Annotated in this window: 24 protein-coding genes, 2 tRNA genes and 1 other RNA gene; 9 read left to right on the top strand and 18 right to left on the bottom strand. The window is 72.8% G+C overall.

Annotated elements, in window-relative coordinates; all coding sequences use genetic code 11:
- Positions 1-18: 18 nt before the first annotated feature.
- The 7 genes from ACIA6B_RS31840 to ffs form a co-directional block, all read right to left on the bottom strand.
- Positions 19-960 (bottom strand): ABC transporter permease, encoded by a 942-nt coding sequence (locus tag ACIA6B_RS31840; RefSeq protein ID WP_306766836.1) that lies wholly within the window; start codon positions 958-960, stop codon positions 19-21.
- Positions 961-1,055: 95 nt separating this feature from the next.
- Entirely contained in the window at positions 1,056-2,063 is a 1,008-nt protein-coding gene (locus ACIA6B_RS31835) for an ABC transporter permease (RefSeq protein ID WP_396779075.1), read from the bottom strand.
- A gap of 104 nt (positions 2,064-2,167) precedes the next feature.
- Positions 2,168-3,841 (bottom strand): ABC transporter substrate-binding protein, encoded by a 1,674-nt coding sequence (locus ACIA6B_RS31830; RefSeq protein ID WP_396779073.1) that lies wholly within the window; start codon positions 3,839-3,841, stop codon positions 2,168-2,170.
- Between the two features lie 184 nt (positions 3,842-4,025).
- The gene (gene recR, locus ACIA6B_RS31825) at positions 4,026-4,619 is read right to left on the bottom strand and encodes a recombination mediator RecR (protein WP_396779072.1); all 594 of its coding nucleotides are present in this window, start codon (positions 4,617-4,619) and stop codon (positions 4,026-4,028) included.
- 8 nt (positions 4,620-4,627) lie between these two features.
- Positions 4,628-4,936, bottom strand: a complete 309-nt coding sequence (locus tag ACIA6B_RS31820; RefSeq protein ID WP_281590015.1) for a YbaB/EbfC family nucleoid-associated protein — start codon at positions 4,934-4,936, stop codon at positions 4,628-4,630.
- A gap of 233 nt (positions 4,937-5,169) precedes the next feature.
- Positions 5,170-7,701, bottom strand: a complete 2,532-nt coding sequence (locus ACIA6B_RS31815) for a DNA polymerase III subunit gamma and tau (protein ID WP_396779071.1) — start codon at positions 7,699-7,701, stop codon at positions 5,170-5,172.
- Between the two features lie 107 nt (positions 7,702-7,808).
- Positions 7,809-7,898, bottom strand: an RNA gene (gene ffs, locus ACIA6B_RS31810) — signal recognition particle sRNA small type.
- Positions 7,899-7,979: 81 nt separating this feature from the next.
- Between ffs and ACIA6B_RS31805 the strand changes: the two genes are divergently transcribed.
- Positions 7,980-8,064, top strand: a tRNA-Ser gene (locus ACIA6B_RS31805).
- Between the two features lie 291 nt (positions 8,065-8,355).
- Entirely contained in the window at positions 8,356-10,119 is a 1,764-nt protein-coding gene (locus ACIA6B_RS31800; RefSeq protein ID WP_396779069.1) for a glycosyl hydrolase, read from the top strand.
- 64 nt (positions 10,120-10,183) lie between these two features.
- Here the strand turns inward: ACIA6B_RS31800 and ACIA6B_RS31795 are convergent, their stop codons facing one another.
- Genes ACIA6B_RS31795 through ACIA6B_RS31780 form a run of 4 tightly spaced genes read right to left on the bottom strand, consistent with a single transcriptional unit; the run spans position 10,184 to position 13,678 of the window.
- On the bottom strand, positions 10,184-10,828 hold the full coding sequence (locus tag ACIA6B_RS31795) for a LuxR C-terminal-related transcriptional regulator (protein ID WP_396779067.1): 645 nt from the start codon (positions 10,826-10,828) through the stop codon (positions 10,184-10,186).
- Positions 10,829-10,842: 14 nt separating this feature from the next.
- Positions 10,843-12,168, bottom strand: a complete 1,326-nt coding sequence (locus ACIA6B_RS31790) for a sensor histidine kinase (RefSeq protein WP_396779065.1) — start codon at positions 12,166-12,168, stop codon at positions 10,843-10,845.
- Positions 12,169-12,185: 17 nt separating this feature from the next.
- A complete protein-coding gene (locus tag ACIA6B_RS31785) occupies positions 12,186-12,956 on the bottom strand; it encodes an ABC transporter permease (RefSeq protein WP_396779063.1) in 771 nt (256 codons plus the stop codon).
- On the bottom strand, positions 12,953-13,678 hold the full coding sequence (locus ACIA6B_RS31780) for an ABC transporter ATP-binding protein (RefSeq protein WP_396779061.1): 726 nt from the start codon (positions 13,676-13,678) through the stop codon (positions 12,953-12,955). Before ACIA6B_RS31780 ends, ACIA6B_RS31785 begins: the two co-directional genes overlap by 4 nt.
- Before the next feature lie 163 nt (positions 13,679-13,841).
- Here ACIA6B_RS31780 and ACIA6B_RS31775 point away from each other — a divergent pair, with 163 nt between their 5' ends.
- Both ACIA6B_RS31775 and ACIA6B_RS31770 read left to right on the top strand, forming a co-directional pair.
- Positions 13,842-14,456: a hypothetical protein gene (locus tag ACIA6B_RS31775; RefSeq protein WP_396779059.1), complete on the top strand. Its 615-nt coding sequence runs from the start codon at positions 13,842-13,844 to the stop codon at positions 14,454-14,456.
- Positions 14,453-14,983 (top strand): hypothetical protein, encoded by a 531-nt coding sequence (locus ACIA6B_RS31770; protein ID WP_396779057.1) that lies wholly within the window; start codon positions 14,453-14,455, stop codon positions 14,981-14,983. The genes ACIA6B_RS31775 and ACIA6B_RS31770 overlap by 4 nt, the downstream gene beginning before the upstream one ends.
- A gap of 40 nt (positions 14,984-15,023) precedes the next feature.
- On the opposite strand, the gene ACIA6B_RS31765 is transcribed toward ACIA6B_RS31770, so the two are convergent.
- A tRNA-Ser gene (locus ACIA6B_RS31765) sits at positions 15,024-15,113 on the bottom strand.
- A gap of 75 nt (positions 15,114-15,188) precedes the next feature.
- Here ACIA6B_RS31765 and deoD point away from each other — a divergent pair.
- Positions 15,189-15,896, top strand: coding sequence for a purine-nucleoside phosphorylase (deoD, locus tag ACIA6B_RS31760; RefSeq protein ID WP_396779055.1), 708 nt, complete (start codon positions 15,189-15,191; stop codon positions 15,894-15,896).
- A gap of 107 nt (positions 15,897-16,003) precedes the next feature.
- Here the strand turns inward: deoD and ACIA6B_RS31755 are convergent, their stop codons facing one another.
- The 4 genes from ACIA6B_RS31755 to ACIA6B_RS31740 form a co-directional block, all read right to left on the bottom strand.
- The gene (locus ACIA6B_RS31755) at positions 16,004-16,540 is read right to left on the bottom strand and encodes a nucleoside deaminase (protein WP_396779103.1); all 537 of its coding nucleotides are present in this window, start codon (positions 16,538-16,540) and stop codon (positions 16,004-16,006) included.
- An 85-nt stretch (positions 16,541-16,625) separates the two neighbouring features.
- Positions 16,626-17,150: a tRNA adenosine deaminase-associated protein gene (locus tag ACIA6B_RS31750; protein WP_396779053.1), complete on the bottom strand. Its 525-nt coding sequence runs from the start codon at positions 17,148-17,150 to the stop codon at positions 16,626-16,628.
- A gap of 122 nt (positions 17,151-17,272) precedes the next feature.
- A complete protein-coding gene (locus ACIA6B_RS31745) occupies positions 17,273-17,509 on the bottom strand; it encodes a hypothetical protein (protein ID WP_396779051.1) in 237 nt (78 codons plus the stop codon).
- A 6-nt stretch (positions 17,510-17,515) separates the two neighbouring features.
- A complete protein-coding gene (locus ACIA6B_RS31740; RefSeq protein WP_396779101.1) occupies positions 17,516-17,812 on the bottom strand; it encodes a hypothetical protein in 297 nt (98 codons plus the stop codon).
- Positions 17,813-18,020: 208 nt separating this feature from the next.
- On the opposite strand from ACIA6B_RS31740, the gene ACIA6B_RS31735 reads away from it, so the two are divergent.
- Positions 18,021-18,785 (top strand): M23 family metallopeptidase, encoded by a 765-nt coding sequence (locus ACIA6B_RS31735; protein WP_396779049.1) that lies wholly within the window; start codon positions 18,021-18,023, stop codon positions 18,783-18,785.
- An 82-nt stretch (positions 18,786-18,867) separates the two neighbouring features.
- A complete protein-coding gene (locus ACIA6B_RS31730) occupies positions 18,868-19,938 on the top strand; it encodes a PHP domain-containing protein (protein ID WP_396779047.1) in 1,071 nt (356 codons plus the stop codon).
- Between the two features lie 4 nt (positions 19,939-19,942).
- Here the strand turns inward: ACIA6B_RS31730 and ACIA6B_RS31725 are convergent, their stop codons facing one another.
- Positions 19,943-20,920 carry a DMT family transporter gene (locus ACIA6B_RS31725; protein WP_396779045.1) on the bottom strand — a complete coding sequence of 326 codons (978 nt, stop codon included), beginning with the start codon at positions 20,918-20,920 and terminating at the stop codon, positions 19,943-19,945.
- Positions 20,921-21,010: 90 nt separating this feature from the next.
- Here ACIA6B_RS31725 and ACIA6B_RS31720 point away from each other — a divergent pair, with 90 nt between their 5' ends.
- Together ACIA6B_RS31720 and ACIA6B_RS31715 are read left to right on the top strand one after the other, a co-directional pair.
- A complete protein-coding gene (locus ACIA6B_RS31720; RefSeq protein ID WP_396779043.1) occupies positions 21,011-21,634 on the top strand; it encodes a Uma2 family endonuclease in 624 nt (207 codons plus the stop codon).
- Between the two features lie 52 nt (positions 21,635-21,686).
- Entirely contained in the window at positions 21,687-23,357 is a 1,671-nt protein-coding gene (locus ACIA6B_RS31715) for a DUF885 domain-containing protein (protein WP_396779042.1), read from the top strand.
- A gap of 138 nt (positions 23,358-23,495) precedes the next feature.
- Here ACIA6B_RS31715 and ACIA6B_RS31710 read toward each other — a convergent pair whose 3' ends face one another.
- Entirely contained in the window at positions 23,496-25,019 is a 1,524-nt protein-coding gene (locus tag ACIA6B_RS31710; protein WP_396779040.1) for a DUF6114 domain-containing protein, read from the bottom strand.
- Between the last annotated feature and the right edge of the window lie 120 nt (positions 25,020-25,139).

The raw sequence follows: 25,139 nt of genomic DNA, 5'->3' as shown, positions 1-25,139 counted from the left end.
CGTTGGTCCACACCGCGCTCACCGCCGGCTCTTCGGGTCGATCGCCTCGCGCATGCCCTCGCCCAGCAGGGTGAAGCCGAGCGCGACCACGATGATGGCGGCGGCCGGGAAGTAGGCCAGCTCCGGGCGGACCTCGAAGTACCGCTGACCGTCCACGCCGAGCATCAGCCCCCACTCGGCGCGGTTGATGTCGGGGTCACCGAGACCGAGGAAGGAGAGCGACGCGGCCTCCAGGATCGCGGTGGAGAGCGTCAGTGTCGCCTGCACGATCACCGCGGTCATCGCGTTGGGCAGCATGTGCCGCAGCACGATCGCCCCGCGCTTGACGCCCAGCGCGCGGGCGGCCAGCACGTGGTCGCTCTCCCGCTGGGCGAGCATCGAACCGCGCAGCAGCCGGGCGAAGATCGGCACGTTCACGATGGCCACCGCGAGGATGACCGTCCACTGGCTGGACCGGCTGGCCAGGGCCACCAGGCTGATCGCCAGCAGCAGCGCCGGCAGGGCCAGCATGACGTCGGTGAAGCGCATCAGGATGTTGTCGACCCAACCGCCGAACGCGCCGGCGAGCGCGCCCACCAGCACGCCCAGGGCCAGCCCGATCAGCGTGGCGAGCACGCCGACGAACAGCGTCTGGCGGCTGCCGTGGATCATCCGGGACAGGAAGTCCCGGCCGAGCGGGTCGGAGCCGAGCGGGAACTCGCTGCTGGCGCCGGGGATGTTGTCGACGGTCAGGTTGCGGGTCAGCTCGTCGAAGCGCTGCGCCGGGTCGTGCGGCGCCAGCAGCGGCGCGAAGATCGCGACCAGCACGAAGAGCGCCACGATCGCCGCGCCGACCATCGCGGTCGGGTTGCGCCGCAGCCGGCGGAACGCGTCCCGGACCAGGCTGACGCCACCCTTGTCGGCGGTGGCCTGGGCCAGTTGCTCCAGCCGGGCGCGCTTGCGCTCGCCGAGCCGGTCCAGGCCGCGGGGCAGGGTGCCCTCGGGCTTCTCGGTGACGGCCGACGGGTCCACGCTCTCGCGCGGAGCGCCCACCGTGGGCCGGGTGATCGGATCGCTCATCGCACACGCACCCTCGGGTCGATGAAGGCGTAGGAGAGGTCGACCAGGAGGTTGACCACCACGAAGACCAGCGCGGCCAGCAGGATCAGCGCCTGGAGCACCGGATAGTCGCGACCGCCGCTGATCGAGTCGTAGATCAGCGTCCCGAGACCACCCCAGTTGTAGACCCGCTCGGTGAGCACCGCCCCGGAGAGCAACGCGCCGGTCTGCAGGCCGATGGTGGTGACCACCGGCAGCAGCGCGTTGCGCAGGATGTGCCGGCCGCGGATGGTCTTGTGCCGCAGCCCCTTCGCCTCGGCGGTACGGACGAAGTCCTCGTTGAGGACGTCGAGCACGCTGGCCCGGGTGATCCGGACGACGACCGCGAGCGGGATGGTGGCCAGCGTGATCGCTGGCAGGATCAGGTGCCACAACGCGTCACCGGTGGCGTCGAACTCCCGGGTGAGCAGCCCGTCGAGCACGAAGAAGCCGGTGACGTCGGTGTTGTCCATTCCGGTGCTGATCCGGCCGGACGGCGGGAACAGGTGCATGTTCTGGGTGAACACGTCCTTGAGCAGGTAGCCCAGGAAGAAGATCGGGATCGAGATGCCGAGCAGGGTGCCGCCGATGCTCAGGTTGTCGAGCAGCCGGCCGCGGTGCCGGGCGGCCAGGTAGCCGAGCGGCACACCGAGCCCGATCGCGATGATCATGGCGGCGGCGGCCAGCTCGACGGTCGCCGGGAACGCACGGCCGATCACCTCGGTGACCGGGTCGCCGCTCCGGATCGAGTTGCCGAAGTCGCCGGTCACCAGCCGCTGCATGAACTTGGCGTACTGCACCAGGATCGGCTGGTCGTAGCCGAGCGCCTTGACCAGCAGCGCGCGCCGCTCCGGCGTGGCCCGCTCACCGAGCAGCGCCTCGATCGGGCCGCCGGGCAGGTTCCGCAGCCAGACGAAGACCAGCGCGGACAGCCCTATCAGGGTCACCACCAGCTGCAACAGGCGGCGAACTATGACTCGCAACATCTCTCACACACCAGATTCTCGGTTGAACAGCGGGTCGGCCCGGGCCGGGAGCGAGAGCCCGGCCCGGGCCGATTCCGCGTGTGGCGTCAGCGGTGGATGCTGCCTCAGCCGACGCTGACGGTGTTGAACCGCTCGTCGGTCAGCGGGCTGGCGACGAGACCCTTGACGTCCTTGGTGACCACGATGGCCGGCGGGGCGTGCCAGACCGGCACGGCCGGCAGCCACTTGGTGGCGATGTCGCGGTTGACCTGCTCCCAGGCGGCCTTCTTGCCGGCCTCGTCGACCGTGGCGTCGGCCTTGGTGATGGCCTCGAACATCTCGGTCATGCTCTGGTCGCCGAACTCGACCTTGCCGCGGCCGAAGAACGTGCCGACGAAGTTGCCCGGGTCGTTGTAGTCACCGGTCCAGCCGAGCAGGTGCAGGTCGTGCTTGCCGAACTGCTGCACGTCGTCCTTGTAGCCACCGTTCCACGGCCGGGCCACCCCGTTGACCGTGATGCCCACGGCCTTCAGGTCGTTGGCCAGCACGGTGAAGATCTCCTGCGGGTTCGGCATGTACGGCCGGGACACGTCGGTGGGGTAGTAGAAGTTGAGGGTCAACTTCTCCGCGCCCGCCTCCTTGAGCAGCTGCTTGGCCTTCTCCGGGTTGTAGTCGTACTTCTGCACGTCCGGGGCGTAGCCGAGCACGGTGTCCGGCATGAACTCGTCGGCGACCTTGGTGCCACCCGGGCCCTTGGTCTGGACGAGCTGCTGGCGGTTGAGCGCGTACGCGATCGCCTGCCGGACCCGCAGGTCCTTCAGCTTCGGGTTCTTCTGGTTGATGCCCAGGTAGAGGATGTTGAACGCGGGGCGGTCGAGGACCTGGTAGCCCTCGCCGGACAGCGCCTTCCGGTCGGCCGGGGCCGGGAAGTCGATGCCCTGGACGGTGCCGGCGCGCAGTTCCTGCTTCCGGGTGTTCTCGTCCTTGATGATCTTGATGACGAGCTTGTCGACCTTGGCCTTCTCGCCCCAGTAGTCGGCGTTGCGCTCCAGGGTGATCTCACCCTTGGTCTTGTCCCAGCCCGCGAACTTGAACGGACCGGTGCCCACCGGGTGCTCGTTGGCGAACGCGCTGTACTCGAACGAGTCGCCGTTCTGCTTCACCGTGTCGGCGTCGTACTTCTTCAGCGCCTCGGGGCTGGCGATGGAGAGCGCGGTCAGCGCGAAGGCACCGGGGAAGGCGCCCTTGTACTGGTTCATCGTGACGACGGCGGTGCCGTCGTCCTTCGCCTCGCACTTGTTGTAGACGGGCTGGCCCACGCCCTCGGCCTCGTTCTTGGCGAAGCCGCCGAACGTGTCCGAGTAGTAGATCATCTGCGACTGGGCGGCGGCGCCCTTCATGTTGAACCAGCGGTCGAAGTTGAAGCAGACCGCGGCGGCGTTGAAGTCGGTGCCGTCGTGGAACTTCACGCCCTTGCGGAGCTTGAAGGTCCAGACCTTGCCGTCCGGGTCGTGCTCCCAGCTCTCCGCCAGGGCACCCTGAAGCTCGGCGGTACCGGGCTTGTTCTGCACGAGGGTGTCGTACATCTGGCGGATCGGCCGGAACGACTCACCGTCGTCGTTGAAGATCGGGTCGAAGTTCTTCGGGTCCCCGGCACCGGCGAAGACGAAGGTGCCGCCGCTCTTGGCGCCGCTCCCACCCTCGTCGTCCCGGTCGCTCTTGGCGCAACCGGACGCACCGACCGCCAGGGCGGCCGCGGCCGCGAGGGCCATGGCCGTTTTCAGCCTGCTCGCCTGCATCTCTCACCTCTGTCATGCGCATGTGTTCACGCCGAGCTGTGACTCAGTCCGTGAGCGGGAGGTTATGGCATGTCACACAGAAGAGGAACGGGCGAAGGGCAATCGCTATCAAGCCGACACCTTCCGAGGCCGCCTCGCATCACGGCCCGGTGGTGGGCGGTGTGCCCACCACCGGGCCGGCGACTCAGACCGCCCGGCGCCCCTCGAAGGCCCGGCCCAGCGTGATCTCGTCGGCGTACTCCAGGTCGCCGCCGACCGGCAGGCCGCTGGCCAGCCGGGTCACCGCGATCCCCATCGGCTTGACCATGAGCGCGAGATAGGTCGCCGTCGCCTCGCCCTCGGTGTTCGGGTCGGTGGCGAGGATCAGCTCGCGGACCTGGCCGCCGCCCAGCCGGGTCATCAGCTCCCGGATCCGCAGGTTGTCCGGGCCGATGCCCTCCAGCGGATTGATCGCGCCGCCGAGCACGTGGTAGCGCCCGCGGAACTCGCCGGTCCGCTCGATCGCCACCACGTCCTTCGGCTCCTCGACCACGCAGAGCACCTCATCGGTACGCCGTGGATCGCGACAGATCCGGCACTGCTCGGACTCGGCCACGTTGTAACAGGTCGTGCAGAACCGGACCAGGTCCTTGACCTTGCGCAGCGCGCCGGCCAACCGGTTGACGTCGGCCGGATCGGCCGACAGGACGTGGAACGCGATCCGCTGGGCGCTCTTCGGGCCCACGCCCGGCAGCCGGCCCAACTCGTCGATCAGATCCTGGATGGCGCCTTCATACATCTGTCGGCTCAGAACCCGGGCAGGCCGAGGCCGCCCATCCCGCCCGCGACCGGGCCCATCTTCTTCTCGGTCAGCTCCCGGGCCGCCTCGGCGGCGTTGTGCACGGCGGCGACGACCAGATCCTCCAGCGTCTCCACGTCCTCCGGGTCGACCGCCTTCGGGTCGATCTTGATCGCCTTCAGCTCACCGGTGCCGGCGACGGTGGCGGTGACCAGACCACCACCGGCGGTGCCGGTCAGCTCCGCCTCGGCCAGCTCGGCCTGGGCGGCGGCGATCTGCTGCTGCATCTTCTGCGCCTGCTTCAGCATCTGCTGCATGTTCGGCTGTCCACCTGGGCGCACGGACCGCTCCTTCTCGCACTCGTCTGCTCGGCCGCCGCTCAGCCTATCCGCTGGGACCGACCCCACCCCGGCCGGCGTGGCCGCCCACACCCGGCCCCGACACCGCCGGCCCGGTCCTGCCGGTGGCCGCCACCACGTCTGTTCGTCCGGGTGCGGCGATCGACGGCCGAACGCCCCCAGCTGCCGGCCGGAGCCCAGCGCCGGGTTGCCTACCGGGCGTCCACCTCGTCGATGCGCTCGGCGCCGAACGCGTCGCGGAGCAGGCGTACCGCCTGTTCCTCACTGGACTCGCGCGCCGTGCGCTCGTCGATGACCTCGTCCAGTGGCTCGTCGCCCGGGTCGAAGCCCTCGAAGTTCGTCGGCGCGGCACCAACGCCCGACCGCTTCGCACCGCCGCGCACCGGACCGTCGAAGTCCGGGTCGTACGGCGGTTCACCGGCCCAGTCGGCCTCGGCCGTCTTCCGGGCCGCCGGCCCGGTACGCGGGCCACGTCCCGCCGCAGCCGCCCGGGCTGCCGCGATCGCGCTGCTCACCGGCGGACCCGGGGGCGCGGCCGGCTGCGCCGGTGGCCCGGCCGGTCTCGGCGGGGCCGGTGCGCCGTGGGCGGCCGACGCGCTGGCCGGTGGAGCGGATGCCGACGCCCCGTCCGTGCTCGGCGCGCCACCCGGGCGGGCCGGCTCGGGCCACTCGTCCGCCTTCGCGGGCGCGCCAACCGGTGCGGGCCGTTCGCCCGCGCCGACGGTCGCGCCACCCGGGCGCGCCGGCTCGGGCCAGTCCTCCGCCGGGTCGACGGTGGGCGCGCCACCGGCGGACCGCATCGCCCCGTCCCGGCCGTTCACCCCGTCACCCGCGCCGTTCGCCCGCCCCGATCCGCCGGGCGCGACACTGGCTCGACCCGCACCGTCGGCCCCACCGGCCGGGTGGGCGCCACCCGGCTCCGGGCGGGCGGGCGTCTCCGGAGGCGGGGATGCCGGTCGGGCCGGCGCGGCGGGCCGGGACGGGCCACCGAGCGACGCGCCGCCCCGCTCGCCGGCCACCTCGCAGCGGATCTGCCAGCGACCGCCCAGCTCCTCGTAGAGCGCGTCGGTGAGCACGGCGGCGTGATCCGCCATCATCTTCGCCAGCACCGTCGACTTCACGGTCAGCACCAGCGTGTCACCGTCCAGGTCACGCACCACGGCGTCGCGCATCAACGCGGCGATCCGCTTGTTGCTCCGGTTGACCTTGCCGACCACCTCCGGCCAGACCCGGCGCACCGCCACGGCGTCCAGCGCGCCGGGACCCGCCGCGCCTGGACGGGGCGGCTCGGGCGTGGCCGGATCGGGCATCACCGCCGACGACGGCACCGGACGACGGGCCGGGGCGGCCGGCTCCCGGTCGGTCGGCAGCGGGGAGCCGGCCCCCGCGCCCGAACCGACCGGACCGGGAGCGGCGGCGGGCCCGGTCGGGGCATCGGCAGCCGCCGGCGTGCCGGCGGTCGACGGGTGGACCGCGGCGGCAGCCGCGCCCGGGGCGGGAGCGGCTGGGCGTACCTCCTGGGTGGGGGTGGCCGGCGCGGACGGCGACGGCTCGGCGCCGCCCAGCGTGAGTCGGCGTTCCATCCGCTCCAGACGCTGGAGCAGGCCGCCGGACGAGTCGTCCGCGCCGGGCAGCAGCATCCGGGCGCAGATCAGCTCCAGCAGCAGCCGGGGCGCGGTGGTGCCGCGCATCTCCACCAGGCCGTTGTGCACGATGTCGGCGCAGCGGGACAGCGTGGCCGGACCGAGCCGGTGGGCCTGGGCGGCCATCCGCTCGATCTGGTCGGCCGGGCCGTCGATGAGGCCCTTGGCGGCGGCGTCCGGCACCTGCTGGAGCACGATCAGGTCGCGCAGCCGCTCCAGCAGGTCGGAGGCGAAACGGCGCGAGTCGTGGCCGGCCTCGGCGACCCGGTCGACTGTCGCATAGGCCGCGGCGCCGTCCCCGGCGGCCAGCGCGTCGCACATCTCGTCGATCAGCGCGGAGTCGGTGACGCCGAGCAGCGCGGCGGCCCGCGCGTAGCCAACCCCCTCCGGGCCGGCGCCGGCGATGAGCTGGTCGAGCACGGAGAGGCTGTCCCGCGCGCTGCCGCCGCCGGCGCGGACCACGAGCGGGAAGACCGCCGGGTCGACCTTGACGCCCTCGGCCTCGCAGAGCTGCTCCAGGTAGGGCCGGAGCACGTTCGGCGGGAACAACCGGAACGGGTAGTGGTGGGTCCGCGACTTGATCGTGCCGAGGACCTTCTCCGGCTCGGTCGTGGCGAAGATGAACTTGACGTACTCCGGGGGCTCCTCGACCAGCTTGAGCAGGGCGTTGAAGCCGGCCGACGAGACCATGTGCGCCTCGTCGATGATATAGATCTTGAAGCGGCTGCGGGCCGGCGCGAAGAACGCCTTCTCCCGCAGCTCCCGGGCGTCGTCGACGCCGCCGTGGCTGGCCGCGTCGATCTCGATGACGTCGATCGACCCGCCGCCGTCGGGGGCCAGCCCGCGGCACGACTCGCACTGCCCGCACGGCTCGGGCGTGGGGCCCTGCTCACAGTTGAGCGAGCGGGCCAGGATCCGGGCGCTGGAGGTCTTGCCGCAGCCGCGCGGGCCGGAGAAGAGGTACGCGTGGTTCAGCCGGCCGCTGCGCAACGCCTGCGACAGCGGCTCGGTGACGTGCTCCTGACCGATGACCTCGGCAAACGTGCGGGGCCGGTACTTGCGGTAAAGGGCCAGTGCCACCCGTCCCGCCTCCTCTCGACCGAGCCATTCTGCGCCGGTCGGCCCCGGGTGACCACCCACCACCCCGTGACCCGACCCGCGGCGACGTTACCCGGCCCCGGAGACAGAAAGGCCTCCCGTGCACCCGGCAGAGCTCGCTTATCCTTGCTGCCTTCCGGCCCTGGGGAGGTTCACGAGGTACCGCCGCACGGGAGGTGACGCCAAGCCTACCCGAAGGCTTGTGGATCTTCCGGGAGGGTGGGGTGGCCCGCCGTCGCGGGACCTGTATCCTGGCTCGCGGAGGATTCGCCTAGAGGCCTAGGGCGCACGCTTGGAAAGCGTGTTGGGTTAACACCCTCACGAGTTCGAATCTCGTATCCTCCGCGCTCTCGTGCGCAGGGCCGGCCCCGCTGGGGCCGGCCCTGCTGCCGTTTCCGGACCCTCCCCTCCGGCCGACCATCGCCCCTTGGCGGGCGGAGTGCCGATAACGTTTTCTTTACCGGTTCATGGGGTTGATGAGCACATCAGCGCGTGCTTAGGCATTGACAGAGTTAACCGGTTAAGCCGACCATCGTGGATATCTTCGCCGGGTCGGACGCCGGAAGGGCAACCGACGTTCCGACCCGTCCGGGCGGCGAGGGCTCCCCGCAACCATCACCCGTACGGGAGTTCCTCATGATCCAGCGCACCCGCACGCGGGCCTGCCTGGCCGGGGCGGCGGCAGCCGTCACCGCACTGGCCACCACGCTCGTCACCACACCCGCCGCCCAGGCCGCCCCCGGAACCTGCTCGGTGACCTGGCAGGTCACCAACGACTGGGGCGGCGGCGCCACCACCAACGTGACGATCACCAACACCGGGGCCGCCGTGAACGGCTGGACCCTGGGCTGGGCGTTCCCCGGCAGCCAGGTGATCGGCGACATGTGGAACGCGACGAAGACGCAGTCCGGCGCGAACGCCACCGCCACCAACGTCTCCTACAACGCGAGCGTGCCGGCCGGCGGCACGGTGAGCTTCGGCTTCAACGTCACCTACACCGGGTCGAACCCGACCCCGACCGCGTTCACGCTCAACGGCGCGGCCTGCGGCGACACCACGCCGCCGAGCCCGAGCCCGAGCCCCACCGGCAGCCCCAGCCCGAGCCCGACGGTCGACCCGGATCCGACCGCCACCCCGAGCGGCAACCTGGCGCTCAACCGGCCGGTCACCGCGTCGTCGACGGAGAGCCCGAACGCCGCCGCGCAGGCAGTGGACGGCAACGGGGGGACCCGCTGGTCCAGCCTCTACGCCGACCCGCAGTGGTTGCAGGTCGACCTGGGCGCCGCGTACCCGATCAACACGGTGCGGCTGCGCTGGGAGGCCGCGTACGGCAGGGCGTACCAGATCCAGACCTCGACCGACGGCACCACCTGGACCCCGGTGTTCAGCACCACGACCGGCGACGGCGGCACCGACGACGTCACGCCGACCGGGGCCAGCGGCCGGTACGTGCGGATGTCCGGCACCGCACGCGGCACCGCCTGGGGTTACTCGCTCTACGAGTTCGAGGTGTACGCGGTCGGGCCGCCCACCCCGCCCGGCCCGGACTGCGGCCAGGCCCCGGCCGACCCGCAGGCGAACTCGAAGGCCCGCAACCTGATCTGCTACCTGCGCACGCACACCTACGTCAGCGGCCAGACCGACCTGCCGGACGCGGACAAGGTGCAGCAGTTGACCGGCCGCTACCCGGCGATCGTGGCGTTCGACTTCATGGAGTACACCCGGGGCGGCATCGAGACCCAGCAGGTCATCGACTGGGCCAGGGCGCGCAACGGCATCGTCGCGTTCCAGTGGCACTGGTACTGCCCGCGCGGCGGCAACTACTCCGCGCCCTGCGACTTCCAACCCGACCTGAGCAACCCGTCGGCCAAGCTCTACCAGGACATCGACCTGGTGGTGCGCGAGCTGAAGAAGATGGGCGACGCCGGTGTGCCGGTGCTGTTCCGCCCGCTGCACGAGGCGAACAACAACTACATGTGGTGGGCGAAGAAGGGCCAGGACGCCTACAAGCAGCTCTGGCGGCTGATCTACCAGCGGGCGCAGCTCGCCGGCGCGCACAACATCGTCTGGGTGTTCAACGGGATGGCCAGCGGGCAGGGCACCTCGCTGGCGTCCTGGTACCCGGGTGACGGCTACGCCGACCTGGTCACCTCGGACTACTTCCAGAGCAGCAGCGACTTCGCCACCACCAAGGCGGTCAGCGGCACGAAGACCACCGGCGTGGCGGAGACGTTCAGCCCGCTCAACCCCAACTCCGACCCGGCGTGGCCGTACTACGTGGTCTGGGCGTCGCGGGACTGGAGCGGCAGCGACAAGGACGTGGCCGGGCTGTGGCGTACCGCGATGGCCAACCCGAGGACCATCTCGATCGACCAGCTCCCCGACATGTCCGCGTGGTGACGACCTGATCGCCAGGGGGCCGGGCCCGTCGAGGGTCCGGCCCCTTCCGGGAGTACGCCTGACGTCAGCCGCCGAGGTGGCGCAGCACGGCCAGGACCCGCCGGTTGTCGGTGTCCGAGGACGGCAGGCCGAGCTTGGCGAAGATGTTCGCCACGTGCTTCTCCACCACCCCGGGCGTGATGACCAGCGCCGCCGCGATGCCGCTGTTGGACCGCCCCTCGGCCATCAGTGACAGCACCTCGCGCTCCCGTGGGGTCAGCGACGCCACCCCGGCGGTGCCCTGCCCGGCCCGCATCAGGTGGCCGACCACCTCCGGGTCCAGCGCGGTGCCGCCGGACGCCACCCGGGTCAGCGCGTCCACGAAGTCGGCGACGTCGGCGACGCGGTCCTTGAGCAGGTAGCCGACGCCGGCCGGCCGGGCGGCGAGCAGGCGGGTCGCGTAGCGGGTCTCCACGTACTGGGAGAAGAGCAGGACGCCGACGCCGGGGTGGTCGCGCCGGATGTCGATCGCGGCGCGCAGTCCTTCATCGGTGTGCGTCGGCGGCATCCGGATGTCGACGACCGCCACGTCCGGCACGGAGGCGGCGACCGCGGAGCGCAGCGCGTCCGCGTCGGCCACCGCGGCGCACACCTCGAAGCCCCGGTCGGCGAGCAGCCGGACCAGCCCCTCACGCATCATCGCGGCGTCCTCCGCGATCACCACCCGCATGCCGTCGCCTCCGTTCACGCGTGCGTGGGCAGGTCGATCTCGATCCGGGTGGGCCCCCCGTCCGGGCTGTGCACGCGCATCCTTCCGTCCACGACACCGACGCGTCGGGCCAGCCCGGCCAGGCCCGGGCCGGCCGGATCCGCTCCGCCTGTCCCGTCGTCGTCGACGGTCAGCGTCAGACGCTCCCCGGAGCCGGCCACGCCGAGGCCGATCCGGGTCGCCCGGCTGTGCTTGGCCGCGTTGGCAAGTAGTTCGGCGGCGCAGAAGTAGGCGATGGTCTCGATCGCCGGCGCCGGACGCTCGGACAGGTCGATGGTCACCGCGACCGGGACGGCGCTGCTCGTGGCGAGCGTCGCCAGCGCGTCACCGAGGCCGTTGTCGAGGATCGGCGGGTGGATCCCGCGCACCAGGTCGCGCAGGTCGGTGAGGGCGTCCTTCGCGCCCCGGTGGGCGAGCGCGACCAGCTCACGGGCCTGCGCGAGGTCGGGCGGCGGGCCGTCGGCCCCGAGCTTCTCGGTGGCCATGCCGAGGTTCATGGCGAGCGTGGCCAGCCGGATCTGCGCGCCGTCGTGCAGGTCCCGTTCCAGCCGGCGCATCATGGTGGCCGCGTCGTCGATCGCCCGGGCGCGGCTGGCCTGGAGTTCGCGTACCCGTTGGTCGAGCCGGCGCGGGCCGAGCAGCCGCCGCATCGCGGCCAGGTCCGATGTCGTGCCGGCGCGCATCACCCACGGCGCGACGAGCAGCATGGCCAGGCCGGCGGCGGCGATGAGGAACGTGCCGGCGTACGTCCGCGCGCCGACGAGGCCGAACGGGGTCACCGCCCACACCGGGCCGAGGCGGGTGCCGGGCGGGTGGTTGCGGAACAGCGGCCACCAGAGCGGGTAGCTGAGGTTGACCGGGCCGAGCAGGTAGCAGAACAGCCCGTAGCCCTGGGGAATGGCCAGCGGCACCTTCAGCAGGCCGTATCCGACGGCACGCCAGCCCGGCCCGTCGGCGACCAGGGCGCCGATCCGCTTCGAGGCCCGCGGTGGCGGGGCCGCCACGCGTACGCCGAGCAGCCGGCCGGCGAGCCGGCGGTGCACCGCGCCGGTGGCGCGCCCGACCGGCGCGGCCAGCACGACCAGGAGCGCGACGGTGAGCGGCAACAGCACCAGGAAGATCGGTGCGACGGTCGGCGCGGGCTGCCGGGACATGCCTCCGGTGGCCCAGAGGACGACCGCGCCCAGCGCCGGCACGAGCGCCGGCACCGCCAGGATCGCGACCGCGCTGACCACCCCGACCAGGCAGAACACCGCCCGGCGCAGGGTCGGCGCGGTGAACGGGGCGCGCAGCGCGGTCACCGGCCCATTGTCGCCTGTCACGCGTCACGCCGACGGAGCAGCAGGCCGCCGCCGAGGATCGCCACGGCCGCGTACCCGCCCATCAGCAGCACGCTGACCCAGCCGGCGAACAGCCCGGGGGTCGGCGTGATCACCGCGACGGAGTTGAGCAGCATCAGCAGCGGGACGAAGCGGCCGACCGTGATGCCGTCCGCGCCGAACAGGCCGACCGCGAACGACGGGACGAACACCAGCGCGAACAGCACGCCGATCGCGGCACCGGAGTGCCTGACGACAGTCCCGACGCCCACGCCGATCAGCGCGGTGGCGGCCAGGTAGCCGCCGGTGAGCAGGACCGCGCCCAGGATCCGCGGGTCGCCCAGGGAGGCGGCCGGGATGGCGGTGCCGCGGATCGCGAGTTGCCCACCCAGGTAGCCGGCGAAGCTGGCGAGCAGGCCGACGACGAGCGCCGCGCCACCGCCGACGGTTGCCTTCGCGGCCAGGACGGTCCGGCGGCGGGGGACGGCGGCGAACGTCGAACGGATCATCCCGGTGCCGTACTCACCGGTCACCGCGAGGACGCCGAGCGCGCCGAGCAGGAGTTGGGCCAGGATGGCCCCGCTCAGGCTGTTGTTGAGGATCTGGGCGGTGGTGGCCACCGGCGTGTGCCCGCGGTAGCCGAGTCCCACCCCGACGCCGGCCGCCGCCATCGAGAGCACCGCCGCCGTCGCCAGCCACCACGTCGACCGGACGCTGGTCAGTTTGATCCACTCCATCCGGGCCGCGTGCCGGAATCCGTAGCCGCTCATGACACATCCGTTCCGTGGTAGTCGGTGACCCGCGAGGTGAGCCGGAAGAACGCGTCCTCCAGGTTGTCGCCGCCGGCCGCGAGTTCGGCGACGGTCGTCTCGGCCAACAGGCGGCCCCGGCCGATGACCACCAGCCGGTCCACGGTCAGCGCCGTCTCGGCGATCAGGTGGCTGGAGACGAAGACGGTCCGGCCCTCGGCGGCGAGCCCGCGCAGCAGGTCCCGGATCCAGCGGATGCCCTCCGGGTCCAGCCCGTTGACCGGCTCGTCGAGCAGGAGGACGCCCGGGTCGCCGAGCAGCGCGACCGCGATCCCGAGCCGCTGGCGCATGCCCAGCGAGTAGGTGCCGGCGCGCCGGTCCGCCACGCCGGCCAGCCCGACCACGCGGAGCACCCGTTCGACCCGGGACCCGGGGATGTCGTTGCTCGCGGCCAGCGCGGCCAGGTGCGCCCGCCCGCTGCGGCCGGGGTGGAACGCGCCGGCGTCGAGCAGCGCGCCGACGGTCCGCAACGGCCAGGTCAGGTCCGCGTACCGGACGCCGTCGACAAGCGCCTCGCCGTGGTCCGGGGCGTCCAGGCCGAGGATCATCCGCATCGTCGTGGACTTCCCGGACCCGTTCGGGCCGAGGAAGCCGGTCACCACGCCCGGCCGCACCCGGAGGGTGAGCCTGTCCACGGCGGTCCGGTTCCCGTAGCGTTTGGTCAACTCACGTAGTTCGATCACGGGATCGACGCTAGGCACCGCGCTCGGGCGCGGTAAGCCGGAAACCATCCGACCTGGTCCGGGGGTTTTCCACCCCCGGCGGCGGCTACCGTTCCAGGGCGACAGCAGGATCCGTCGTCGTACACATGTTCCATCCACAGGCTGTGGACGCCGAGAGGACCGGATGAGTTACCAGCTCAGTGCCGTGGTCGCCGACGTCGAGCTGCTGCGCGAGCAGACCGCGGACCTGGACCACGCGGTGCTGGCCGCGCTCCGGCAGGACTTCGCGCTGCTGCCGGTCACCCCGCATCTCGTGGCGGAGCTGACCGGCGAGCCGCCGGATTTCGCCGCCGAGGAGCCCTGCGCGGTACGCCCGTTCCGGCTGGTCCTCTCGCCGCCGCTGGCGGGGCTGCTGGCCCGCTGGTCGAAGCGCGGGCCGGTGGCGTACCTGGAGGCGGAGTTCGCCGGCGGGCTCGGTCACCAGGCGGCGGTGGTGTGGCTGGACGGCGACGTGACCTGGGGCCCGCGCTACGACGGCGCGCTGGACCGGCCGCGGGCGCAGTGGCCGATCAACACGGCGCTGGCCCGGCTCGGCGCCGAGCCGGGCGCGTGGATCGACCCGTTCGCCGAGCTGGGCATGCACCTGGAGCGCGACACGGCCGGCTGGTTGGCGCACGGCCGGCGCGGGCTGTCCGCCGACTACTGGGACGAACTGGCCGAGGAGTGGGAACTGCGCCAATCCGGCCCGCACCAGCAACCTCCTCGCCCCGGTCCCGTTGGGGACTGGGGGATTGCATGAAAATACGACAATTCGGCTTTATCGCCACACTGCTCGCCGCCGCTTCCATCGCCGGAAGCGGCGTCCATCCACATGGGCCGGACGTGCCCGCCCGACCGGTCGGCGCCGCCGAGGTGGTCAGCCTGAACGGACTGCGCAACGCGGGGTTCGGCGACACCGAGGAGGACCTCACCCGGCGCGGCCTGCTGCGCACCGACGAGGAGGCTTGTGGGCCCACCCTGGCCGGGCACGGCGAGGTCAGCCCGATCTTCGTCGACGACCGGCTCGTCCTGCTCTGGCTCGACGACCCGATGACCACGCCGGAGGGGATCAGCGCCGGCACGCCGGTCGCCGAGGTCCGCGCCGCGTACCCCGGCGCCGCCGCGCTGCCGGCGCCGCCCGGCAGCCACCGCTTCGCCGGGCTGCTCGCCCGCCACGGCGACCGCGCGTACCTGTTCCTGCACGACGGCCTCACCGTCCGGGAGATCATCGCCGGGTACGCGGACTGGGCCCGCCGCCTCTTCGACGAGGGCTACGGCCCCTGCTGAACGCCGAAGCGCCCGGGGAATCCCCGGGCGCTTCGGCAATTGGCGGTGGCGGCGGGATTTGAACCCGCGGAGGGCGTAAACCCTCACACGCTTTCGAGGCGTGCTCCTTAGGCCACTCGGACACGCCACCGCCGACGAGGGTACAGGACCACCGCTTCGGACGCCGAACCGGTATCCCGTCGGCCGGCCTGGCAGGATCTTTGCCATGAGTACGCACATCGGCGCTGAGCCGGGAGAGATCGCCGAGCGGGTCCTGATGCCGGGTGACCCGCTGCGGGCCAAGTGGATCGCGGAGACCTACCTCGAGGAGGCCCGCTGCTACACGACGGTGCGCGGCATGCTGGGCTTCACCGGGCGGTGGAACGGCGTCGACGTCTCCGTCCAGGGTTCCGGCATGGGCATGCCGTCCGCCTCCATCTACGCGCATGAGCTGGTCAACGAGTACGGCGTGAAGACGCTGATCCGGGTCGGCTCGTGCGGGGCCCTGACCGAGGACCTGCAACTGCGGGACGTGGTGGCGGCCATCGGCTCGTCCACCGACTCGAACATGAACCGGATGCGCTTCGACGGGCTGATCGACTACGCCCCGGTCGCCGACTTCGGGCTGCTGCGTACCTCGGTCGAGGTGGCCGAGCGGCGCGGCATCACCATGCGGGTCGGGCCGATCCTGGCCGCGGACGCCTTCTACACCGACCGGCCGGACCTGTACGACACGCTCGCCGACTACGGCGTGCTGGCGGTGGAGATGGAGTCGGCGGCGCTCTACACGATCGCGGCCCGGTTCAAGGCACGCGCGCTGACCATCCTGACCGTGAGCGACCACATCAAGACCGGCGAGAAGACCACGTCGCAGGAGCGTGAGCAGACGTTCGGCCAGATGGTCGAGATCGCCCTCGACACCGCCATCGCCTGACCGACCTTCCCGGCCGTTCCGCCCCCGGCACCACCCGGTGCCGGGGGCGGCGGCTCGTGTGAGAAGGGGCCCCAGCTATACCGCAGGCGTCAACAGGGGGCCCGGCCTTACCGGAAGAACGCGCGCAGCAACGCCGCGCTCTCCGTCTCCAGGACGCCGCCGTACACCTCGGGGCGGTGGGTGACCCGGCGATCGCGCAGCACGTCCCAGAGCGAACCGACCGCGCCCGTCTTCGGTTCCCATGCCCCGAACACCACTGTCGAGACCCGGGCCAGCGCGATCGCGCCGGCGCACATGGTGCACGGCTCCAGCGTCACCACAAGCGTGCAGCCGTCCAGCCGCCACCGGCCCAGCCGCTGCGCGGCGCGGCGCAGCGCCAGCACCTCGGCGTGCGCGGTCGGGTCGCCGGTCAGTTCCCGCTCGTTGCGCCCGATCGCCAGCTCCCCGCCGTCGGGCCCGTAGAGCACGGCCCCGACCGGCACGTCGTCGACGCCCTCGTCCGGCGTCGGCCCGTCCGGGCCGGTCGCGGCGACGTGCAGGGCCCGACGCATCCACAGCTCGTGCCGCTGCCGGCGCCCCACCGCGCCCGGGTCGGCCAGTTCCTCGTCCGCGCCCGGCCCCGCCCGTCCGGGTCGACCCGGCATCGGCTGGCCGGGCCGCAGCGTCTCCAGCGCCGGGTCGGTGGCGTCGGCCGGTTCCACGGCGCCGGGCGTCACGGATTCGCCGGGCTCAGACCTCACGCAGCTCCTCGACCTCGTCCGCGCAGCCGAGCACCTGGCAGATCTCGGCGGTCACGTCGGCCGGCATGTTGCCCTCGTGCGCGCAGAGCGCGAGCAGCTTCGGCGCCGGGATGCCGAGGTCGGCGAGGAGGTCGGCGTCGCCCACCGGGTCGGCCTCCGGGTCCACGGCCGGCTGCTCGGTCTCGTCGTCGCCGCCGGACGGGCGCGGCTCGTCGACGTCCTCCAGGCCGGTGACCGAGGTCTTCAGGTCGCCGACCAGCAGCGCGCCCAGCCGGGACTCCTCCGCGTACGCCGAGTCCGAGCCGAAGACCCGCAGGTCCTCCCCCTCGTCGAGGCGCAGGATGACCAGGTAGGTGTCGTCCGCCTCGACGAACAGCAGGGAGAGGTCGGCGTCCGGCTCGACGTCACGCAGTCGGTCGGCCGCCTCCTCGATGTCGGTGACGCCCCGCAGGCTGACCTCGCCGGCGGTCCAGCCGCCGTCGATGCGCGCCACGGCAGCAGCGAAGTACGACACGGTCCCCCCAAATTGGCCTCGGCAGCACGCCGACACGTCACGCGATGCACGTTAACCGGTCGGGTCGGCGGGCGACCGGTCAACGCCCCGACAGGGGCCGGCCGTTCCTGGATAAAGTCGCCTCAGCCGGCCACGCGGCGACGGGTGGCGATGAGCTGGCGCAGGCGTTCGCTGCGCGCCCGCTGCGGCCGCTCGCGCTGCTGTACCGCACGGGCACCGGCCAACTCGGCAAGGAGTTGTAGGCGACGGCGGCTCCGATCGGGGTCGAGCCGCGGCGGTGTGGTCCAGGCCATACGGCGAGCGTGAACCGTCACCGCGCGTACGTCAAGATGGTCTTCGCTACGCAGCGAAAGCGGCACGTAAGGTCACCAGAGCGGCCAGTCGCCGGTCTGCGCCCACCGCACCGCGACGATCGCGGCGGCGATGCTCCAGCCGCCCGCGGTGACGATCGCCACCCCGGTCGCCACCCCCCGGTCGCCGTGGCGGACCAGCACCGCGGCGACCGCCCAGGCGACGCCGCCGGCCAACATTGTCCACCAGGCGTAACCGGGCACGTCGCGGCCGACCAGCCCGAACAGCAGCAACCAGGCGAAGGTGACCACCGCGCCGAGCGCCACGCCGGCGCCGGTCACCGGGTACGGCTCGCGGTAGCTGGGCCGCATCGGCCCGCCGGACGGGAAGAGCCCCGACGGGGTACGCGGCGGCGCGTGGAACGCCCCCGGACCGCTCGCTCCGGCTGCCCCGTGCCACCCGTTCGTCACCGCTGCTCCCCTCCCCGACCCGTCGACCCCGACGTCACCCACCGTGACCGCCAGGTGCGACCGGGTCGGCGCTGTCGTTCCCACGGTAGTGGTCTGCCAGGATGATCGGATGCGCTCGCCATCGATCGGCCGCCGTGCGCGTCCGGCGTTCCCGGTCCTGTTGCTCGTCGCGGCGTTCGCCGCCGGGTGCGACCGGCCCGCGACGCCCGCGGACGCGTGGCAGGGCCCGAGCCCGATGGTGACGGCGACGCAGCCCGCCGAGCCGACGGCGAGCCCGGACCCACCGGCCGCCTCCGCCGCCCCGACCGCCACCGTCGCCCCGACACCGTCACGCCCCGCTCCGCGACGCGTCTTCCCGGTCCGGGCCGGCAACGTCGACTACCACCCGACGCACGGCGGCTACCCGGGCACCGACGTCTTCGCCGACTGCGGTGAGCCGGTGGTGGCGGTCACCGACGGGGTGGTGCTCGAGGTGAGCCGGGTGGACCGGTTCGACAGGCGGGGGCCGTTGGGGCCGAACAACGGCGGGCTCTCGGTCTCGCTGCTCGGCGACGACGGGGTGCGGTACTACGGTTCGCACCTGAGCGCGATCGCGTCCGGCGTCGACGCCGGCGTCCGTGTCCGCGCCGGGCAGCAGCTCGGCAAGGTGGGCCGCACCGGCAACGCCAACAACGTGTGCCACCTGCACTTCGGGCTCTCCCCGAAGTGCTCCGGCCACGACGACTGGTGGATCCGTCGCGGGGTGGTCTGGCCGGCGCCCTACCTGAACTCCTGGCGCAAGGGCGGCAACCGGTCCCCGGCCGCCGAGGTCGCCACCTGGCAGCGCAGGCACGGCTGCCCGGCGTCGCCGGGCGGGTCCGCGGCGGGCGGCTGACCGACGCGCGGATCAGGCGGCTGACCCGACGCGCGGGTCCGGCGGCGCACGGCGGGCGGTCGGAGCGCGTAGGTTCCACTGCATGACTGCCCGAGATCCCCTCGCCGATCTGCGCCGGATCGCGTTCCTGCTGGAACGGGCCAACGAGGCCACCTACCGGGTCCGGGCGTTCCGGTCGGCGGCTGCGGCGCTGGGCGCGTTGCCGGCCGGTGAGGTGGCCGAGCGGTCCCGCACCGGCAAGCTGACCGAGTTGGCCGGCGTCGGCGACGTCACCGCCCGCTGCGTGGCCGAGTCGCTGGCCGGCGAGGAGCCGGTCTACCTGCGGCGGCTGCTGGCCACCGAGGGCACCGACCTGGACGAGGAGGCGGCGACGCTGCGCGACGCGTTGCGCGGCGACTGCCACACCCACTCGGACTGGTCGGACGGCGGCTCGCCGATCGAGGAGATGGCGCTGGCCGCGGTCGAGCTGGGACACGAGTACGTGGTGCTCACCGACCACTCGCCCCGGCTGAAGGTGGCCCGCGGGCTGACCGCGGACCGGCTCCGCCGGCAGCTCGACCACGTGGCCGCCGTGAACGAGGCGCTGCCGAAGGGTTTCCGCATCCTCACCGGCATCGAGGTCGACATTCTCGCCGACGGCTCACTCGACCAGACCGACGAGTTGCTGGCCCGGCTGGACGTGGTGGTCGGCTCGGTGCACAGCGGGCTCAACGACGAGCGGGCGAAGATGACCCGCCGGATGGTGACCGCGATCGCCAACCCGCACCTGGACATCCTCGGGCACTGCACCGGCCGGATGGTGTCCTCCCGGCCGGCCGGCGTGACCGGGCCGGGCGACAAGGGGCACCGGCCGCGTACCCGCAAGGAGAGCGAGTTCGACGCGGACGCCGTCTTCGCCGCCTGCGCGGAGCACGACGTCGCCGTCGAGATCAATTCCCGGCCGGAGCGGCAGGACCCGCCGAAGCGGCTGATCCGCCGCGCGCTGGAGGCGGGCTGCCGGTTCGCCATCGACACCGACGCGCACGCGCCCGGGCAGCTCGACTGGCAGCGCTTCGGGTGCGAACGGGCGGCGCGCTGCGGCGTACCGGCCGACCGGGTGATCAACACGTGGACCGCCGACCGTCTGGTGAAGTGGACGGCCGGCCGGGGCTGAGCGGTCAGGCCCGAGTGGCCGGCTCGACCGGGCGGGCGGCGGGCGCCACCGGCGTCGGGGCGGGCCGGCGCCGGCCGACCAGGCCCTGCGCGACCGCCACCCCGACCAGCACGATCAGCGCGCCCACCGGCTGGTGCCAGTTCATCCGCTCGCCGAGCACCACGACGCCGACCACCACCGCGAAGACCGGGACCAGGTACGTCACGGTGGACGCCGTGCTGGCCCCGGCCAGCCGGATGTTGCGCAGGTTGATCACGAAGGCGAGCCCGGTGCCGAGCGCGCCGAGCGCGAGCACGCTGGCCACCACCCGGGGCGACAGGTCGGTCGGCGCCGGCGGCGCACCGGCCACCAGCGGCGCGACCAGCGCGAGCTGCGCGGTCGCCACGAGCAGTTGGGCCGCCGACAGCGACAGTCCCGAGTACGCGCGGCCGGCGATGAACTTCTTCTGGTACGGGATCGCCAGCCCGTAGCAGGCCGCCGCCCCGAGGCACATGAGCTGGCCGGTGAAGTGCGCGCCACCGACGCCCGCCCAGACGCCGAGCACCACCAGCACGCCGACGAAGCCCAGCGCCAGCCCGACCGCCCGGCGCGCGGTCAGCCGCTCGGTGCGGAACACCAGCACCGCCAACGGCAGCACGATCAGCGGAGTGGTGGCGTTCCAGATGCCGGCCAGCATGGACTCGACCCGCTGCTCGCCGTAGCCGAACAGGGTGAACGGCAGCGCGACGCCGAACCCGGCGACCACCAGCAGGTGGCCCCAGACCGCCGGCTCGCGGGGCAGCCGGTCGCGCAGCACGACCAGCACCACGAGCAGCGTGGCCGCGCCGGTGGCCACCCGGTAGAGCGTGAGGTGCACGGGGTGCAGCTCACCCACCCCCACCTTGATGAAGAGGAAGCTGGAGCCCCAGATCGCGGCCAGCGCGACGAACCCGGGCAGCCAGCTCCGCAGCGGCGCCCGGTCAGGGGCGGAATCCGTGTTCACCCCTGACACTCTGCCCCTCCGGTACGACGAAGTCGCGCGGATTTCGGCCGCCGTGTCGACCGCCACAGCAACCGACCTACAGTGGGGACGTTGACCGGTCGAGGAGGTGACAAGTCGATGGCCGCGCCGCTGCGTTTCGATCCGCTCGTCGATTTCGACGGGATGTGGACCACCCGGCTCGCCGACCGTTACCTCCCGTTGCGCGAGCTGCCCGACGCGCGCTACGAGTGCATCGACGGAAGGCTGGTCATGACCCCCGCCGAGACCGGCACCAACAGCTATGCCGAGGGTGAGCTGCTCCACCTGCTCAAGCCGGCGGCGAAGGAGGCCGGCTTCTACGTCTTCGGCCAGGTGAACCTGACGTTCGCCCCCGACCGGTGGATCCAGCCCGACCTGACCATCCTGCACGCCCTGCCCGGAACCGACCAGGAGGACCGGTGGATTCCGGTTCGGTTGTGCACGATGGCGGTCGAGTTCGTGTCACCGGGAAGCCGCCGGCAGGACTTCGTGGACAAGCCCCGCCGCTGCGCCGAAGGCGGGGTGCCGTACTTCATGCGGGTGCAGATCGCCCGACAGCTCCGGCACGTCGGCGTCGAGTTCCTCTCGCTCGACAACGGCGGCTACGTCAGTACGGCGCAGGCGGTCAGCGGTCAGCGGCTCAAGCTGGACCTGCCGTTCCCGATCGACTTCGACCCCGCCGATCTGCTGCCCTGAACACGGCAAACAGGCTCGACACCGGGGTGACCCGGTCACGTAGGGTCGCCCCGTGGGACGAATCGATGACCTCGCCAACCGGTACGTGGCCCAGTGGGCTCCGCTGAGCCCGACCGGGGCCACCTACGTCGGCATCGCCGGCTACGACGACCAGCTCGACGACCTGTCGCCCGAGGGCTACGCGGCCCGCGCCGAGCTGGCCCGGCGCACGCTGGGCCAGCTCGACGTGACCGAGGCGGAGACCGAGGCGGAGCGGACCGCGCAGGAGGCGATGCAGGAACGCCTCGGCCTGGAACTCGCCCGCTACGACAGCGGCGAGACCACCAGCGAAGTCAGCGTGATCACGAGTGGGCTGCACGAGCTGCGGATGGTCTTCGACCTGATGCCGACCGACGGCGAGGAGGCGAAGGCGAACGTCGCCACCCGGCTCAACCGCTTCGCGTCCGCGTTGGAGGGCTACAAGCGCACGCTGCGTGAGGCGGTGGCGGCCGGCCGGGTCAGCTCGCAGGTGCAGCTCGTCGAGGTCGCCAAGCAGTGCGACATCTGGGTCGACCCGGAGGGCGACAACTTCTTCCACGGCCTGGCCGAACGCCTCGACGCGGACGGCACGCTCGGTGCCGAGCTGCGCAAGGGCGCCGCCGCCGCGACCGCGGCCACCGCCGAGTTCGGGCACTTCCTCCGCACCGAGCTGGCCCCGGTCGGGCGGCAGAAGCAGGCCGCCGGCCGGGAGCGCTACGAACTGGCCTCGCAGTACTTCCTCGGCGCGAAAATCGACCTGGACGAGACGTACGCCTGGGGTTTCGCGGAGCTGGCCCGCCTGGAGGCCGAGATGCGGGCGGTGGCCGCGCGGATCGTCGGCCCCGGCGCCTCGGTCGACGACGCGGTCCGTGCGCTCGACGCCGACCCGGCGCGGACGGTCCGCGGCAAGGAGGCGTTCCGCGACTGGATGCAGGCGCTCGCCGACCAGGCGATCAGCGAGCTGGACGGCACCCACTTCGACATCCCGGAGCAGGTCCGCCGGATCGAGTGCTGCCTGGCGCCGACAAGCGACGGCGCGATCTACTACACCGGCCCGAGCGAGGACTTCTCCCGGCCGGGGCGGATGTGGTGGGCGGTGCCGCAGGGCATCACCGAGTTCTCCACCTGGCGTGAGGTGACCACCGTCTACCACGAGGGGGTGCCGGGTCATCACCTCCAGGTCGCGCAGACCGCCGTCCGGGCCGACCTGCTCAACCGCTGGCAGCGGCTGCTCTGCTGGGTCTCCGGGCACGGCGAGGGCTGGGCGCTCTACTCGGAGCGGCTGATGGACGAGCTGGGCTACCTGGCCGACCCGGGGGAGCGGCTCGGCATGCTCGACGGGCAGGCGTTGCGGGCGGCCCGGGTGATCGTCGACATCGGCATGCACCTGGAGCTGGAGATCCCGGCGGACAATCCGTTCGGCTTCCACCCGGGCGAGCGCTGGACGCCGGAGCTGGGTTGGGAGTTCATGCGGGCGCACTGCCGGGTGCCGGACGAGACGCTGCGCTTCGAGCTGAACCGCTACCTCGGCTGGCCGGGGCAGGCCCCCTCCTACAAGGTGGGCGAGCGGATCTGGTTGCAGGCCCGGGAGGACGCGAAGGCCCGCAAGGGCGCCGACTTCGACCTGAAGGAGTTCCACCGCCAGGCGCTCGACCTGGGCGCGCTGGGGCTCGACCCGTTGCGCCGGGCACTGGGCCGGCTCTGAGGACGACGGCGGGGGGGGGGGGGGGGGGGGGGGGGGGGCCCCGGGGCGGGGCGGGGGGGGGGGGGGGGGCCGCCGGCGGGGGGGGGGCGGCCCCGCCCCCCCCCCCCCCCCCCCCCCCGTTTCCGTGGTGCGCCCGGATCAGGCCAGGTCGACCCGGAGCACCGGCTTGGCGGTGAGCGACTTCGAGTGCTCGTACGCCAGCTCGATCACCGGGTCGTCGAAGCTGATCGGGATCGGCGAGGTGATCGGGATGCCGTCCGGGAAGGGCAGGTCCGGCGTCAGCGTGATCTTGATGCCGAGCAGGTGCCCGACGAACCGGGTGGCGTAGAACGCGACGTCACCGGAGACGGTGAGCCGGTCGGTGACGTACCGCTGCTTCTTGCCCGCCGGGCCGTTGGCCAGCAGCGTGAAGTCGTCGGTGACCGCCTTGTCCATGGTGAACTTCAGGCACTTGAGCTTGCCCCGGTAGGTGGGCAGCTCGACGATGCCCTCGAAGCGCAGCCCGGTCATGGTCACCTTGGAGCCGGTGAGCCGGGAGGGCGGGTCGGCCACGAGCGGCTGGTCGGGGTCGGCGGCCAGCTTGGGCAGCGGCTTGCCCTCCTCGACCGGCGCGGGCTTGGTCGGGGCGGGGTCGGCCTCGTCGCAGTCGGCGTCCGGCTTCGCCGGGGTCGACGGCTTGGCGCTGCCGCTGGGCTTCGGCGTGCCGCTCCCGCTCGGCGTGGCGGCTGCGGCGGCGGGGGCCACGGTCGGCGACGGCGACGGCTCGGCCTCCTCCTCCCCGCCGGTGAACAGGCCGGTGATGCCGTCAACGAGGTCGGTCAGCAGGTTGCCGTCCGGGTCCTCGGCCGGCGGCGCGGTCGTGGCGGTGGCGCTCGGGCTGGCCGACGGCGACGCCGACGCGGTCTTCGAGGCGGACGGCTTCGGCGCCGGCGCCGACGTGGTCGGGCAGGCCGCCGGCGCGGCGACCGCGGGCCGCTGGTCGCGGAGCGCCACCAGGCCGGCCAGGGAGACCGCGAGAACCAGCAGGATCGCGTACGCCCGGGGCGCGTAGCCCGACCCGTGGGGCGTGTCCGGTCCGGCGGGGTCGACGGGCGACGCCTCGCGCAGCGGGTTACGCGGCTCCGGCAACGTGTCGGTGAGGACGCCGGTGGCGTCGTCCTGCCGCTGCCGGGGCGGCAGCAACTCGTCGACCAGGGCCGGCTCCGGCTCCTCGGCCGGCTCGGTCGCCGGCTCGTCGACCGGCTGGGCCGGCTTCGGGTCGCCGGCGGTTTCCTTGCGCGGCACCCAGGCGAAGCCGAGCGCGCTGCCGATCATGCCGAGCAGCAGGCCGATGAAGAAGCCGCCGAGGTTCACGCCGATCAGCGAGTAGAGCGCGGTGATCGCCGCGACCACCGCGTAGAACATCCGCTGGGCCGGGCTGAACCAGAGCAGCATGCCGCAGGTCACGAGGATGGTCGGGATGAGCCAGGACAGGAAGCCGGTGGGCCCCATCTGGAACGTGAGGCCGTTGAGGCTCATCTGGGTGGTGGCGAAGATCTCCAGACCGGCCAGCGCGGTGAAGAGCCCGCCCCAGAACGGTCGCGCCCGGCGCCACCGGCGGAAGCCACGCCACGCCTGGCCGGGCCGACCCGGCCGGGCCTGCTGCGTCTCGGCGGTTGTCACGTACTCCTCCTGGCGGTGCTGACGGGGTGAGACATGGCCGAGGGGGGGGGGGGGGGGGGGGGGGGGGGGGGGGCGCCCCGGGGGGGGCCCCGGCGGCGGCGGGGGGGGGCCGCGAGAGAG

The sequence above is a fragment of the Micromonospora sp. NPDC051141 genome (assembly GCF_044455765.1).
Taxonomy (GTDB): domain Bacteria; phylum Actinomycetota; class Actinomycetes; order Mycobacteriales; family Micromonosporaceae; genus Micromonospora.
The sequence above is the reverse complement of the archived record's forward strand: the minus strand, read 5'-3'. Positions and strand labels throughout refer to the sequence as shown.